General features: G+C 68.7%; 8 protein-coding genes. 2 read left to right on the top strand and 6 right to left on the bottom strand.

The annotated features are described in order from the left end of the window. The first annotated feature begins 21 nt into the window (after positions 1-21). On the top strand, positions 22-1,968 hold the full coding sequence (locus ERC79_RS08285; RefSeq protein ID WP_131577289.1) for a prolyl oligopeptidase family serine peptidase: 1,947 nt from the start codon (positions 22-24) through the stop codon (positions 1,966-1,968). A gap of 165 nt (positions 1,969-2,133) precedes the next feature. Here ERC79_RS08285 and ERC79_RS08280 read toward each other — a convergent pair whose 3' ends face one another. Together ERC79_RS08280 and ERC79_RS08270 are read right to left on the bottom strand one after the other, a co-directional pair. Further along, on the bottom strand, positions 2,134-3,093 hold the full coding sequence (locus ERC79_RS08280; RefSeq protein ID WP_131577287.1) for a hypothetical protein: 960 nt from the start codon (positions 3,091-3,093) through the stop codon (positions 2,134-2,136). A 337-nt stretch (positions 3,094-3,430) separates the two neighbouring features. Beyond that, positions 3,431-6,574, bottom strand: coding sequence for a (Fe-S)-binding protein (locus tag ERC79_RS08270; protein ID WP_131577284.1), 3,144 nt, complete (start codon positions 6,572-6,574; stop codon positions 3,431-3,433). Positions 6,575-7,082: 508 nt separating this feature from the next. On the opposite strand from ERC79_RS08270, the gene ERC79_RS08265 reads away from it, so the two are divergent. Then, a complete protein-coding gene (locus ERC79_RS08265; RefSeq protein WP_131577283.1) occupies positions 7,083-7,805 on the top strand; it encodes a hypothetical protein in 723 nt (240 codons plus the stop codon). A 125-nt stretch (positions 7,806-7,930) separates the two neighbouring features. Here ERC79_RS08265 and ERC79_RS08260 read toward each other — a convergent pair whose 3' ends face one another. The 4 genes from ERC79_RS08260 to ERC79_RS08245 form a co-directional block, all read right to left on the bottom strand. Next, a complete protein-coding gene (locus ERC79_RS08260) occupies positions 7,931-9,280 on the bottom strand; it encodes a S1 family peptidase (protein WP_131577281.1) in 1,350 nt (449 codons plus the stop codon). Positions 9,281-9,432: 152 nt separating this feature from the next. Beyond that, the gene (locus ERC79_RS08255) at positions 9,433-10,812 is read right to left on the bottom strand and encodes a S1 family peptidase (protein ID WP_131577280.1); all 1,380 of its coding nucleotides are present in this window, start codon (positions 10,810-10,812) and stop codon (positions 9,433-9,435) included. A 69-nt stretch (positions 10,813-10,881) separates the two neighbouring features. Then, complete coding sequence (locus ERC79_RS08250) at positions 10,882-13,446, bottom strand: LuxR C-terminal-related transcriptional regulator (protein WP_242676777.1); 2,565 nt, start codon at positions 13,444-13,446, stop codon at positions 10,882-10,884. 3 nt (positions 13,447-13,449) lie between these two features. Then, positions 13,450-15,276 (bottom strand): Hsp70 family protein, encoded by a 1,827-nt coding sequence (locus tag ERC79_RS08245; protein WP_131577278.1) that lies wholly within the window; start codon positions 15,274-15,276, stop codon positions 13,450-13,452. Between the last annotated feature and the right edge of the window lie 282 nt (positions 15,277-15,558).

Genomic DNA, 15,558 nt, shown 5'->3' with positions numbered 1-15,558 from the left:
TCCGTGACTAGGGTTGTGCGCATGACCCCTTCCTCGCAGACCGTCGCCCCGTACGGATCGTGGACGTCGCCCATCACCGCCGCCGACCTCGCCGCGAGCGGGCACCCCGTGGACAGCGGTTGCTTCGTCGGCGACCAGGTGTGGTGGTCGGAGCTGCGCCCCACCGAGAACGGGCGGATCGCGATCCGGCGCCTCGACGACGACGGCAGGGTGATCGACGTGTTGCCCGCGCCGTGGAATGCGCGCACTCGGGTACACGAGTACGGCGGCGGTGCATGGACGGTCACCGACGATGCGACGCTGGTCTTCACCGAGTTCAGCAATCAGCGGCTCTACCGTCTCGACGGTGCCGCGGGCGGCACCCCCAAACCGCTGACACCGATCCCGTCCGCACCGGCGTCGGTCCGCTTCGCCGACCTCACCGTCGTCGGCGCCGACGTGTGGTGCGTGCGCGAGAGCCATACGGACGGCAAGGTCGTTCGCGATATCTGCGTAGTCCCACTCGACGGATCGGCCGCCGATGATGCGACCGAGATCCGCCCGATCGTCGGCGGCTCCGACTTCCTCGCCTACCCGCGCCTGTCGCCGGACGGCGCCCGGCTGGCGTGGATCGCCTGGGACCACCCGCAGATGCCTTGGGACGGAACCGAACTGCGCGTCCTGACGCTGTCCTCGGGTCGGGTGGACGTCCTGATCGGCGGGCCCGAGGAGTCGGTGCTGCAGCCGGAATGGGACGGAGATATGGCGCTGCACGCGATCAGCGACCGCAGCGGATGGTGGAACCTGTACCGAGTGCCGCTGTCCGGTGAGCCGGTTCCGCTGTGCCCGATGGATGCCGACTTCGGCGGCCCGCTGTGGCAGCTCGGTGCTGCCTGGCACGCCGCGCTCGACGACGGCACCCTGCTCACCGCGCGCACCGTCGGCACCGACACCCTCGCCGTGCTCGATCCGGGCATCGGAAAGCTGCACGACATTGCGCTCGAAGGGATTTCGTCGGTCGTGATCGGAGATGTCGCCGGTCGACGAGTCCTCCTTCGCTGTGGGGGAGCACGCGTCCCTTCCGGCCTGCGCGTACTCGACCTCGACACCGGTGCGCTCACCGACATCCGGTTGGGGGTCGACGACCTGCCCGATGCGGCATACCTGCCGGAGGCGCGGTCCCTGACCTTCGAAGGGCCGGACCGCGAGGTTCATGCGATCGTGTACGCGCCTGCCAATGTGGACTACCGCGCGCCGGACGGTGAACTGCCGCCGTACATCGCATTCGTGCACGGCGGACCCACCGCGCACGTCGCGCCGGCGATGAACCCGGTCTACGCGTACTTCACCAGTCGCGGTATCGGCGTCATCGACGTCAACTACGGCGGCTCGAGCGGATTCGGCCGCGAGTACCGGGGCCGGTTGCGTGGGCAGTGGGGAATCGTCGATGTCGAGGACACCGTCGCGGCCGTCCGGGGACTCGCCGCCGCCGGACTCGCCGACCCCGATCGTCTTGCGATCGAAGGCGGTTCGGCCGGCGGATGGACCGTATTGTCGGCGCTCACCACGTCGGACGTATTCGCTTGCGGTGTATCGTATTACGGTGTCGCCGAGCTGGTGGAGTTCGTCAAGGAGACCCACGACTTCGAATCCCGGTACATCGACGGACTCATCGGGCCGCTGCCCGAGGCCGCCGACCTCTATACCCGCCGCGCCCCGGTCGGCAACGTCGACGGCCTGTCCTGCCCGGTGCTGTTGCTGCAGGGGCTCTCCGATCCGATCGTGCCGCCGTCGCAGGCCGAGCGTTTCCGGGAAGCGCTGCTGCGCAAGGGAATACCGCATGCCTACCTGGCCTACGAGGGGGAGGCGCACGGCTTCCGCAAGCTCGAGACCATCGTCAGCGCCCGCGAGGCCGAAATGTCGTTCTACGGGCAGGTGCTCGGGTTTCGGACGCCCGGCATCCCGCAGCTGGAGCTGTGGCGGCCGTAGTGTGAGCCGCCGCTGCCGCCGCTGCCGCCTCGCTGCCGCCGCCCCGCTGCCGCCGCCCCGCCGCTGCCGCTGCCGCTGCCCGCACACTTTCTGCCGACGTATCAACGGAATTCATGCCCAACCGGTGTGTGGTGCGGACAGGCGGCGTGTGACTCGTGGTCAGGTTCACGGCCGTGGCGTGTGGACGATGCGGCCGCGAGGTGGCGGGCACTTGCGCGCCAACTCGAACTTCTCGGTGATGCGGTCGACGATCACGTGCGGGGTCTCCAACTCGTCCCAGGTCCACCGTGCCACCTGCCAGCCCGCGTCGCGGATCGCGTCCTCACGTTGCTTCTCCGCCCACACCACGTCGGCGGGGGTGTCACCGTCCGGCACCAGCCGGCCGTACTTGACCTTGCCGTCGAACTCGCCGATCGTTCCGAACTCTTCGAACAGGAAGTCGACGCGCCCGAGGCGGGTTCCATCTGCGGCGTACAGGACCGCCTGACAGTCGGGGATCGGCAGCTGTTCGCGCACCATCAACACCCGACTGCGCGATTCGCCGACGCTCTCGGAGCGTCCGTCCAGCTGTGTTACTACGCGCAGCGCCCGGCTGCGTCGTGCATGGGTCGGCAGACTGTCGGCCGTCGCGGCCAGTTCGGTGGAAGTGAGGCCCTTCGCCTGCAGCGCGTGATCCCCGGCCACGACTGCCTGCTCGAACGGGAGCGACCGGGACAGGTCGAGCACAGTGCGCGCCAGGGTCGTGACCCGTACTCCGCCGACCTCCGTGGTTTCGTTCGGCGGCAAGATCGCTGAGTGGACGTGCCGGTGGCGGGTTCGTCGGCCGCCGTTCGGTCGGTTGCGGGTCAGATGCGCGGCGGCCAGTGGGGTGTTCCACAGGTGCAGGTCGTGAACCACCGCCGCCGACTGGTGGCTCAATACTGCGTCGGGCGACGCGGCCCGTACCGTCGCCTCGGCGAGCAGACGGTGCACCTCAACGGCGTTGAGCTCGTCGAGTTCCGCGCGGGATGCGTACGTGCCGGGCCGAAGCCGCTGCCACGTTCCGGTTCGGCATTGCCGCTGCAGTTCGTGGTCGGTGGCGCCGCGGCTCAGGGCCTCGCCCCGTCGGATGATGTGTGCTCCCATGCGGTCATGGTGCCGTCGACGTGCGGGTCCCGAGATCTGGTCTGCTGGGCCGACGGGCTGGCCTGTGCACAACTACCGACCTGTGGACAAACCCTTCCGCGCACTCTTTGTGGCGGCATCACAGACGAATTGGGCGCCAACGTGTGTGTGACGCGGAGAGAAAATGTGCGGCGGGGGTGCGGCGCCCGACTTCGCGGCGGCGACGTGCGGCGACGGCGGCGGGGGTGCGGCGGCGGACTTCGCGGCGGCGGGGCTTGCCGACGAGCGCGCCGCGAACACGGAAGCGCCCCCACCGCGAACGGTAGGGGCGCCACTCGTGTTGCCTACTTGCGGCGGACTACTTTTTGCGGCCCGGTGCCTTCGCGCCGGCCTTGAAGCCCAGCCCGCCCGGCTTAGCCTGCGGCGGAGCGGGGGTAGCGGCTTCCTGCTTCGGCGCAGGCGGCTCGACCGGTGCGGATTCGGCGGGTGCCTCAGGTTCGGCAGCTACCGCAGCCGTCGGAGCAGCCGGAGCCGCCTTCCGGGCGCCCGGTGCCTTGGCGCCGGCCTTGAAGCCGAGTCCACCGGGCTTGGCTGCCGGTACGGCCGTGGCCGCGGGCTCAGCCGCCGGAGCCGCGGGCGTGGCCGGAGCCGCCGCCGGTGCCTCCGCAGCGGGAGCTTCGGTGGCCGGTGCGGAGGGTGCCGGCGCGGCTGCCTTGGTGCCGGGTGCCTTGGCGGCGCCCTTCATTTGCAGGCCCTTGCCGCCCGGTGCCTTGGCGCCGGACTTCATGCCCAGTCCGCCAGGCTTGGCAGTCGGGGTCGCGGCCGCCGCCGGTGCCTCCGCAGCGGGAGCTTCGGTGGCCGGTGCGGCGGGTGCCGGTGTGGCTGTCTTGGTGCCGGGTGCCTTGGCGGCGCCCTTCATTTGCAGGCCCTTGCCGCCCGGTGCCTTCGCGCCGCCCTTCATGCCGAGTCCACCGGGCTTGGCGACCGGGGCGGCCGGTGCCTCGGCAGCCGGAGCCGCTTCGGCAGCGGGGGCCTCGGCCTTGGCGCCGGGTGCCTTCGCGGCGCCCTTCATTTGCAGGCCCTTTCCACCCGGGGCCTTCGCGCCGGGTGCCTTGGCCAGACCCTTCATCTGCAGGCCCTTGGCCGGAGCAGCAGCGGCCGGAGCCGCCTCGGCAGCCGGGGCAGCCTCGGGTTCGGCAACAGGGGCGGGCGCTGCGGCGGCCGGAGCAGCAACAGCCTCGGCGGCAACCGGCGCCTTCTCACGGGGCTCGACCTTGAGATTCGCGGTCAGCTGCGCGGGATCGAGACGGGTGACGGTCTCGAGCATCATCTGCGCGACGTCGACGACCTCGACACCCTCGCCCTGGCCCTGCTCCTGGCGGGCAGTGACGCCGTCGGTGAGCATGACGCGGCAGAACGGGCAGCCCGTCGCGATCTTCTTGGGCGAGGTGGTGAGGGCTTCGTCGACGCGATCGATGTTGATCCGCTTGCCGAGCTGCTCCTCCATCCACATGCGGGCACCACCGGCGCCACAGCACATGGACCGCTCGCCGTGACGCGGCATCTCCTTGAGATTCGCGCCCGACGCCTCCATGAGCTCACGCGGCGCGTCGTACACCTTGTTGTGACGGCCCAGGTAGCACGGGTCGTGGTAGGTGACGTCCTCGTTGAGCTTGGCGACGGGGATCAGCTTCTTCTGGCGGACCAGGCGGTTGAGCAGCTGCGTGTGGTGGACCACCTCGTAGACGCCGCCGACCTGCGGGTACTCGTTGCCGAGCGCGTTGAAGCAGTGCGCACAGGTGACGACGATCTTGCGCTTGTTGTCCGCAGTGCCGTCGAACACCGTGTTCAGCAGTTCGATGTTCTGCATCGCGAGCTGCTGGAACAGGAACTCGTTGCCCGCGCGGCGAGCCGAGTCACCGGTGCAGGTCTCGTCGGCGCCCAGGACCATGAACTTCACGCCCGCGGTTGCGAGCAGCTCGGCGACGGCCTTGGTGGTCTTCTTCGCGCGGTCCTCGTAGGCGCCCGCACAGCCGACCCAGAACAGGTATTCGTAGTCCTCGAAGGAATCCGCATCCTGGCCGTAGACCGGGATCTCGAAGTCCATCTCGTTGATCCAGTTGAGGCGGTCCTTGGAGTTCTGGCCCCACGGGTTGCCCTTGTTCTCGAGGTTCTTGAACAGACCCGCGAGCTCGGACGGGAACTCCGACTCGATCAGCACCTGGTAGCGGCGCATGTCGATGATGTGGTCGACGTGCTCGATGTCGACCGGGCACTGCTCGACGCATGCGCCACACGTGGTGCACGACCACAGCGTCTCGGGGTCGATGATGCCGCCGAGTTCACCCGGGGCGGACTCGCCGATCAGCGGACGCTCGGCCTCGGCGCGGGCGGCCTCCGGAATGGCCGCAAGCTTGTTCTCGAGAACGTTGCCCTCGGCGTCGACCAGGCCCACCTCGTCGCCGCCCATATCCTTACGGCCGCCGGCCAGCAGGTACGGGGCCTTGGCGTAGCCGTGGTCGCGCAGCGACATGATGAGCAGCTTTGGCGACAGCGGCTTGCCGGTGTTCCAGGCAGGGCACTGCGACTGGCAGCGGCCACACTCGGTGCAGGTGGTGAAGTCGAGCCAGCCCTTCCAGGAGAAGTCCTCGATCCGGCCGGCGCCGAGGGTGTCGGTGTCGGGGTCGACGTTCTCCATGTCCAGGGCGCGGCCCTTGGACATCATGGGCTTGGCTGCGCCGAGAGCGACGTCGCCGTCGTCCTCACGCTTGAAGTAGATGTTCGGGAATGCGGAGAAGCGGTGCCACGCGACACCCCAATTGACGTTGCGACCGACGACGAACAACCAGACCATCGCCGACATCAACTTCACGAAGGCGAATACGGACACCATGTTCGGGCTCGCCGGAAGCAGTTCGGCGACGCGCATCGTGAAGAAGTCGGTCCACGGATTGGCATGACCGTACGTGGCGATTTTGCCCGACTTCACCAGGATCATGCCGAGGCCTTCGATGAGGACGACGGCTTCGACGAAGTAGGCGGCCTTGAAGTTCGAGCCGGTGAAGCGGGACAACCTGCCGGGCTCGCGTGGATGGTTCCGCTGCCGAATGATGATCAGGGCGATGATGCCGATCACCGTGCCGATACCCAGAAGCTCGTCGATGAAGTGGTAGACCGCAGTGCCGCCGATGAGTGGCCAGTGGAACTGGGGGTTGAACGTCTGCCCGTACGCCTCCATCGCCACGATCGCGCCCAGGAGGAAGCCGACCATCACAAGCCAATGTGCCCAGCCGACGGTGCGGAACTTGGTCATGCGCGTGTGCGCGATGAACTCGACGCAAAGCTGTTTGAAACGCGGAAGGAACGGACGCCACCGGTCGGGGGCCGGCTGGCCGATCCGGACGACGTTGACCATCTTCCACACGGCACTGAAGAACGATCCCCACGCAGGGATACTCAGCAGCACGCCGATGGTGCCCAACGTAATCGTCAGCGGACTCATCTCGCGGCCTTTCGTTTCGGGGCAGCAGTCGTGCCGCCGGGGGTCAGCCCACAGATCCTAGCTCCTCATATGTTACCCATCGGTAACTTGAGGCTCGTACCTGTCGGTAACTTAGCGTGCGCCCGTGCATCCTGCACGTTTGATTCCGAAATTCTTCGACATCGGGCGAGCGACCGCTTGGTTCAAGGGTTCGTATTCGGGCCGGTTCGCCCGGTTCCGGGGGCTTCGCGTTCACGGTAGGGGGTGGCCGCGAGAGTGTCCCAGCGCAGGTCGCCCTAACTCGACATTCGTGGGCCTTCTCGTATTCGGGCAATTCTCATTTCTTTGGACTCTTGTCCCGAATGGAATTGGATACGAATCGGTCACGCCGGCCCATAGTGCTGGGCTATGCTTCGGCCCATATCGGTCGTTTGTCGGTTGTATACCCGCAGGTGGATACGGCTCGAGTCTGTTGCCCTTGTCTGGGTCTGGGGGGCCTTGGGTCAATCACAGAATGGAAATTCGGTCTATGAAGCTCACGAAGCTTGCCGCGTCGTCGGTGCTGGTGATTGCCGCCATGGGAATCGGCGCGGGCACCTCGTACGCGGCGCCGGCCCCCACCCCGGACGCCATCGGTTATGCCGCGCACATCGACGGCCGTTCGGTCGTCACGGTGCTCGACGCGGGTGGATTCCAGGTCACCTCCGACGGTCGGTTCGTCGAGATCAAGAACGACACCGGAACGGTGCTGCAGACGCTGCCGCTGTCCTACCGTCTCGGTGACCGCGAATTCTCCATCGCCCCGCTCATCGAGGGCCGCCAGCTCACGCTGACACCCGAGACCGATCCGGCGAAGGCCACTTTGGTGGATGCCGCGTTGCCGAACCCTGCTGATCTTCCGATCTCCGCGGATCTGCCAATACAGCGGGTTCTCTCGGACGAGGACGTCAACAAGGCGATCGAAGAGATGAGTAACCAGGTGAGCTCGGCCGTCACCGTGGGCAGCCTCGTCGGAACGCTCGTCGGCGCCGTGGCCGGCTGCGCGATCGGCGGGACGCCACTCGCGCTTACCGGGATAGGAATTCCGGCGAGTGTCCTCACCTGCCTCGGCGGCGCCTCCGCGGGTGCGGGTGTCGGCGGCACGATCGGAATGATCGTCGCCGGCGCTCCGGTTCTCGCGTACAACGGCTGGCAGGTCTTCGAGACCATGGCCGCTGCACCGGGCGGCGCGGAGTTGTTCGGCGCGAAGTAGACCGCCCCACCCGCACACTGTGGCCCGCCCTCCGGATCCGGAGGGCGGGCCACAGACGTCTCGGCAACGAGAAGGCGGGGCCGGCTTCCGGGAGGGAAGCCGGCCCCGCTATGTCGTTCGTAGTTCTACGAGGTGCGGATCCGGACTCCGGGGTTCTCGCGCAGGATCGAGTTTATGGGGGTGGCGTAGAGCTCCGGGGTGTCGCCGAAGATGGAGCTGACGAATCCGGCAATCTCGCACATCCCGTAATCACCGACGTTCGACGCACTCGAGATGCCGAGCGCGAGCGTGCCTGTGACGATGGTGCCACCGCTGTCACCCTGCAGGGCGCAGAGGTTGGTGGCGAAGCCGTCGGCCAGGACCCGTTCGCCGACCTTGACCGTCTGGCCGGCGGCGGTCACGACGCCGCAGTTGAAGCCGGACGTGTCGCCCGCCTTGCACACCGGCGCACCGACAACGGGGTCAGCGGTGCCGGTGATGCCGATCGGGGCCGCGCCGGGAACACGGACACCGTTGTTCGCGAAACGCTGCGCGGTACCCGCTGCCGGCCGGATGACCGAGTAGTCGAGCCGGTCCAGACTGGTCTTCTCGACGGTGCCGATCATCGCTCCGCTGGCGTCGCCGAACATTTCGTACACCTTGGATGCGTGCTCGGTTCCGGCGAATGTCCGGTTGGGATCGCAGTGCCCGGCGCTGATGTTCACGGGCGCGCCATTCCGGTCGGTGGCGTTGAAGCCGAGCGAGCAGCGCAGTCCGACGCCGCCGCCGACCGCGGCGAACGGGTCGCCGCCGAGCAAGGCGTCGGGCCCGTATGTTGCGGCGGCGGGATCCTGCGACCCGGGCGGAAGGAAGGGCTGGATGAGCGGCTGCACGAATGGGAGCACGGGCCCGAGCACCACGCGAGCGGCGCCGCGCAGGAACGGCGGCAGCAGATCGATCAGATCTCCTGCTGTGTCGTCGACGCGCAGTACGACGTTGTTGCCCGCGATATCGACCGCGACGCCCTGCACCAGATTACGGAGATCGGCCGGCAGTGTGTCGAGCCAGTCGTTCAACGCCTCCCGATCGGCGGCGAGCTGATTCTCGCTCCGCTGGACATTCTTGCTCGTGAAGCCGGCCTGCTCCACGGCTGCACGCGCGGCGGCACTGTCCGTGCCTGCCAGCCCGACGGTGGCGATACCAGCCTGGTCGATCCAGGCCCCACCGAATGCATCCGGGAACTGCGTCCGTGCCATCGTCGCGAACTCAGCGAGCTTCTGACCGAGTTCCGACTGCGCGAGGTACTGGTCCGGGGTCAGCCTCAGGTCTCGCTGCAGTGCTTCCACCAACTCCGCCGGCAGCAACGCGGCCTGGGCGGATACACCGGTCGAGGGTTTCTCGGCGGGGTCGGCCTGCGCGACAGCGGTGGCGGGTGCGAGGAGGAGGATCGCGGTCGAACCGAACACCGCGGCACGACGTGCGAGAGCGCTTCGCATGTGGGCCTTTCTATTGTCTGCCCTGCACACGAGAATCGAACGTGTGCAGAGAAGAGCACCCGGCAGCTGCGGGCGCTCGGAGTCGGACTCGACTATATGGGGTCGATACTCCGATGCCCACCCGCTTCGGCGAATTTGCGGTGAACGCCCGGTCAGTCGCTGGCGGGGGCGGTGCGCACCGCAAGTCCTGCGCCGAGACCGCCGCCGGAGGACGCGCTGGCGGAGGCCAGGATCGACCGGATCGGTATGCCCAGATTCGCGGTTCCGCCGTCCGGTGCGAGGACGAGGTTGGCCTCTGTGCAGTTGGGCGCCCCACTGCTGTTGGATCCGCTGGTGATGCCCAGCGCCAGGGTGCCGGTGACGATGGCGCCGCCGCTGTCACCGCCGAGAGTGCATGCGGTACCGGCGAAGCCGCGTACGGTCCGGCTGCTGCCGTCGAACATGACCAGCTGCGCCTCGACCCGGTCGGCCGAGACGACGCCGCACGTGAACGACGACGTCTGCCCGGATTTGCAGATCGGCGCGCCGACGACGGGTGAGGCCGTGCCGGTGATGGTGAGGGTGGTGCCGCCCGCGCCGCGGATCGCCGGACGATCGAGGCCGGCCTTGACGCCGGCGTCGTTGATGCGGATGAGCGAGTAGTCGAGGCTGTCAGCGGTGTTGCCGACCTCGGAGCGCGCGAAGGTGCCGACCTGCAGGCTGTCGACGATGTTCGCGTGGTTCGGCAGGAAGACGCCCGCGCCGTTACCGCCCGGATCGCAGTGGCCAGCGCTGATGTTGACGGGGTTGCCCTTGCCGTCGACGCTGTTGAACCCGAAAGAGCAGACACCGATCTCGCCCGCCGGAGTCTCGGCCAGCGGCTTGGCTGACGTCACGTACGTATCGCCACCGAGCGGTGCCTGCTCGATCGGCGTCGGCCCGCCGGGGCTGAGCCGGACCTTGACGTCGGCGATCAGTGTCGGCAGGTTCAGGGCGTGGCCGACGGGGCTGTTGACTACGTCGACGACGATCTGATTCTCGAGGACGTCGATGGACGCGGAACCGATCTGTGCCGCGATTTCGCGCGGCAGTGCGGCGACCCAGCGGTTGAACTCCGCGAGAGACTGTTCCAGTCCGTTCGCCGATACCGGTGCGAGCTGTGTGCGGTAGCCGTCGCTCGCGGCGGCGCGTGCGGCCTCGGTGGAGGTCACCGCGACCACCGGATGGCCGTCGAGTCCCATCCACGCGCCGGCGAATGCGCCGGGGTGCTCGGCACGGAAGTCCTGTGCGTACGAACCCAGTTCCTGTGCCCGCGCGGCCCGGTCGAGGTATTCCTGGGGGCTGAGCCCCAGATCCCGGGAGATGGCCTCGACCAGTTCGGTGGGCAACTGGTCTGCCGACAGCTGGGTCACGGATGAATTGGAGGCAGGCGCCGGGTCTGCCGCCGCCGACGCGGAGAGCGGAGCGACCAGCAGGAGCGCTGACGATCCGACAACGGCGACTCGCCGGGCCAGCAGATTCACTGCGGCGCGCGGCGCCAGCGAGGTTCGCATTCAATTCCTTAAGGGTCTTCGGGATCAGCTACCCACAATAGGGCAACCTCGCGTTCGACACGCCCGGCATCAACGCGAACCCTCGGCACGAGAGGCGAAAGACTCACTGTTCCCGTGCCCTATGGCCCGCAGCATCGACATCAGTTCCGAGCGGGAGCTCGCGCCGAGCCGACGACGAATCCGCGCCACGTGGTGCTCGACGGTCTTCGGCGCGATGTAGAGCCGCGCCCCGATCTCGCGGTGGGTGAGGCCGAGTACCAGAAGTTCGGCCACCTCCGCCTCCCGATCCGTGAGCGACCCGCCGGTGGGTTCGGTGGCCGGATCGGTACCGGATGCCGGCTGTGTGCTCGGGGTGCTCGGTGCGCCGCGCAGCGACCGGGCCACCTGGAGCAGCGTGGTGGCGCCGCTCGTGTCCGAGACCCGCAGAGCCGCTTCGCTCGCCAGCCGCGCGCCGTCCCACGGCAGCCCGATCCGCTCGAGCGTCCGGGCGGCAGACTCCACCTCGGCCGGCTCGGCCTCGCCGCGCAGAACCCGCAGCCAGACTCGTCCCGCCGCGGCGAGACCGGCCGCATACGAGCTGACGGCGGCGGAGGCGGCGAGTGCCCGCGCGTGTGGCAGTAGCTGCGTGGGATTCTCGCCGAGGATCGCGGCCTGCACGCCGTACCAATGGAGCGAGGCGCCCCACAGTGCCGGTTCGCCGAGCCGGCGTACCAGCTCGAGGGCGTCGTCGACAAGATGCGCGATGCGTGCCTCGTCGCCGATTCGGACTGCCGCGAGCCATAATTCGCCGAGCGGGAGCAGGCAGAACAGGTCCACCGAGTAACCGGCTACCACGGGCTGGGCATCGGCCCACTCGCGATGAAGCGTGCCGATGTCCCCGTGCCGTCGCGCCAGCCCGACGCGGAGCCCGTGCACGAACAGCGCTTCGCGCGGGTGCACGGGCTGGTCCGCCGGAAGGGACTCGAGAATTGCGGCAGCATTGGCCAGCTCTCCGCCGGTCATCGCGGTCCATGCGGACAACACCAGGTGCCGGGTGCGGGCGGTGCTTGTGGAAGCAGCGCCGGTGAGCGCCTTCGCCAGAATCGATTCCGCGTGTGCGAGTTCACCGGAGTGCAGGCACAGCAGTGCCGTGACCGCGGTCGCGGTGTCCGGCAGCATGCGTGACCGGGTGCTGGTGGACAGCAACGCCAGCGCGCGCGTGAGTGAGTTCATCGCGACTGCGCCTGTTCCGGCGATGGACTGCGCGAGGCCGTCCGCAAGCAGCGTCACGCCCGCCGCTCCCGACGTCGGTGGACCGGACCGTTCTCCGGTGAGCACTCCCGCGGCCGCTTCGGGGCGTCCCGCAGCCAACAAAACCGTGGCGGCCACCGGTGCATCGGCGCCGACGCGCCCCGGGCCCAGCCATTCGTACAGATCGGCACTGCGTCCGATCTCCCCACGACATGCTGCGATACTGGACGAGATACGCACGGCAGCAGCCAGTTCGGCTGCATCGAGCGAATCTGCGCGCGAGAGCAGTGAATCGGCTAGCCGCTCGGCGGCATCGAGGTCCCCGCACAGTGCGCTTGCCTCGCAACGACGCAGCGCGAGCACGTCCGGGTCGGCACCCGCCTGCAGTGCGCTCTCGTACAGTTCAACGGCCTTCGCCGGTTCGGCGGAATCCGCACGGGCACTGAGGAATACCGCGAGCCGAGGATCGTCCAATCCGGCAGCCGCGAGGGTCCGTGCGGTTGGCAGGTCGAGGGCTCCGCCGTCCAGGCGAGCCGACAGCAGGCGCTGCTGCAGTTCCCGGAGACGCCCGACTCCGACGACCGCCGTGAGTGCGGGCCGGGCGGCGTCGAGCAGCACATCGGATCGGGTCACGACAGCGCTGGCGCGGGCGCGATCTGCCACCCGGTGCGCGTGGGATGTCGGGATCGACAGTGCGGCAGCAAGATCGGTTGTGTCGAGACTGGAGCAGCACATGCACACAGCGAGCGCGCTGAGGAGTTCGCCGTCAAGATGCCGAAGCCGGTCGTGCAGGTGGGTGGCTACCGCGGCGCGAATGCCCGCGCCGGTCATATCGGCGGTCACGGCGGTCGCCGCGAGGCCGGCATCGACTGCGGCCAGGACGCCACCGGTGAGCTGGTGCAGCAACTCGAGCAGACCTGGAACGAGGGTGATGCCGCGATCCCGGGCACGTGCGTCGATGTCGTCGATGGTGAGCGCGCGTAGATCGAACGCAGGTCCGAGCGACTCCATGGTCGCGGTGAGCGCGCGCAGCTCGGCATCGTGGGGACGTGGCTCGGTCGCGACGACGAGGGTCAGATCGTTGCGTCGGGCCAGCGCAGTCAAGGCCGTGATCTCGTCGCCAGGCAGGGAATGTGCGCCGTCGAGTACCAGGGCCCCGTCGCCGCGTTCGGCGGAGGCGACGGTGGAGTGAATCCGGGTTCCGTCGGCGTGGAGGCGTTCGCGTACCGCTGCGAGCAGGAGTGACTTGCCGCCCCCGGCATCGCCGCGGACGAGGTGGCAGCCGGGACCGGTACCGATCCTGTCCAGGAACTGTTGGGCAGCAGCGATTCCGGCGAGCGAAATCGGTACCCCGGACTCGCCCCCGAACATCGATGCTGCCCTGACAGCCGGTGTGGTCGGCATCGGCTACTTGCCGATCAGAAGGCCGGTGACCGGGTCGACGACTGCGCCGACGACGTTGCCGAGGCCTGTGACCACGCCGCCGACACCGTTGCCGATGCCGGTCACGACGCCGCCGACACCGTTCCCGATCCCGGTGGCAGCCTTACCGATGCCTTCGCCGATCTGGCCCGCGGTGTTGCCACCGGGCGCCGGGGCCGGAGGTGGGCCCGCCGGGGGTGTGTAGGCCGGTGGAGCGACGGCAGCGTCGCCCGCGGGAACATCGAGGTCGGGGGCCGTGGTCCGGGGATCCGGTTGCGCCGAAGGTGCCTGAGTTCCTGGTGCTGCGGGCTGGCCGGCCGGCCGCACCGTCGCATCGACGGTGTCGCCGCGGGTGCCGGGCACGGATCCCGCGGAGGCGGGTGCGGCCGTACCGGAGCCGAGGGTGCTGCCGAACACGGTGATGGCGTCCACGACGCCGTCGGGGGAGGCAGCCCCGGTGCTGCTGCCGCCCGCGGTGGTGGTGACCGGTGTCGCGGAGGTCGGCGCCGACTGGGCGGGAACATTGTCGACGACGGTGCCGATCGACAATCCGCCCGCGGCAAGTACGGCGATTGCCGCGGCGGAGGAGGCGATGATTGCCATCCGCCGGCGGACATTCGGTCCTCCGCGGTCGGCGGCGTGCATCCGGGACGGGAAGCTCGCCGTCACCTCACCGGCGTGGCTGCTCTTCGGTCGGATGGCGTCATAGTCCGAAAATATGCTGGCGGCAAAAGTGTTCGACTTCTCGGTGTCGCCGGCGATGTGGGCGGCGCCGAGAGCCGCGGTCAGACCCGGCGTGGGTGCGGCGATCACGGTGAGCCCGAGCTCGGACGAGATGAGTTCCGCGATGAGGGGAATCGAGCCGCCGCCCCCGGCCAGCAGGACGTGCGTTACGTCGGAGACCTCGAGCCCCGCGAACCGCAGCGAGTCCCGGACTAGTTCGAGCGATGCCGACAAAGGGGTGCGGATGAGGTCCTCGAGTTCGGACCGGATGAGCCGGACATCGGTGTCGACACCGGGTAATGCCACTGGGATCACGGCCTCGGTGTCGGTGGACAGTGCCTCCTTGGCCGCCGCGCAGTGAGCGCGCAGGGTCGAGAGTGCGGCGGTCGTGTCGGGGTCGAACGGATCGAGTCCGTCGACCCTGTCGGCGAGCGCACCCAGGACGTACTGCGTCACGAGGTGGTCGAACTGCGCACCGCCGAAATCCTCGGAGCGGATCGGCTTGCCGAGCATCGCCGGCTCGGTGCCGGTCCGTATCAGCGTGATGTCGAGCGTGGACGCGCCCAGGTCGTACACGACGACGAGTCCGTCCTGCAGCGGCCCGCGCGATTCCTCGAGCCAGCGCATGCACGCGTCGGCCTCGGAGACCAGCACCGCCTCGGACAGCCCGGCACGCGCGAGGGCCGACTCGAGTGCCCGTGCGGTGTAGCTGCTCCACGCGGTGGGACGGGTGACGACGACGGTGGCCGGCTCGTCGGTATCGGAGTCGGCTTCGGGGTTGTCGGCTTCGGGGTGGTGGCAGGCCTCGTCGATCAGGCACGAGACTGCGGTGGCGAACAGGTCCGCACCGGGGTGGACCTGTCCGGCATCGTCGAGGATCCCGACCGGGTCACCCACACGGGGGACGAACCCGGCCAGTGTCCTCTCGCCGGGGGCGGCGGGGGCGCCGCCGATCCGGGCCGCGCCGTCCGGCGGCAGATACAGAACGGTCGATCGTGATGTCGTCACACATTCCGCGTCGTCGGTGGACGATATGGCCGCCGTGCCCGAATTAGCCGTTCCGACAGCAATTCCGAGCCGTGCAGCCATTCGCTTCTCCCATGTGTTCGGGCGGATTGCGGCACCGCCGGTGTTACGGCGATTGTCGGCGCATGCGCACCCGGCGTTACGGGAAACCGGCGGTGAGCGGGCATCGAGGGGGCGATCCCCCTAATGGGGCAGCACCCCCCAACCGGCGTCCCCGGGGAACCCCGACCCGGTGTCGGGGGTCTGGCCCCGTTGGGATCGATGCGCCGAATTCGTAGCGTGGATGTCAATCTCGCCGCACTGCGCCGCACCTTCAACTGCGGGCCGCGGCAGCGTGCTTCCCGA

This window comes from Rhodococcus sp. ABRD24 (genome assembly GCF_004328705.1).
Taxonomy (GTDB): domain Bacteria; phylum Actinomycetota; class Actinomycetes; order Mycobacteriales; family Mycobacteriaceae; genus Prescottella.
This window is presented reverse-complemented; position numbering and strand designations above follow the sequence as displayed.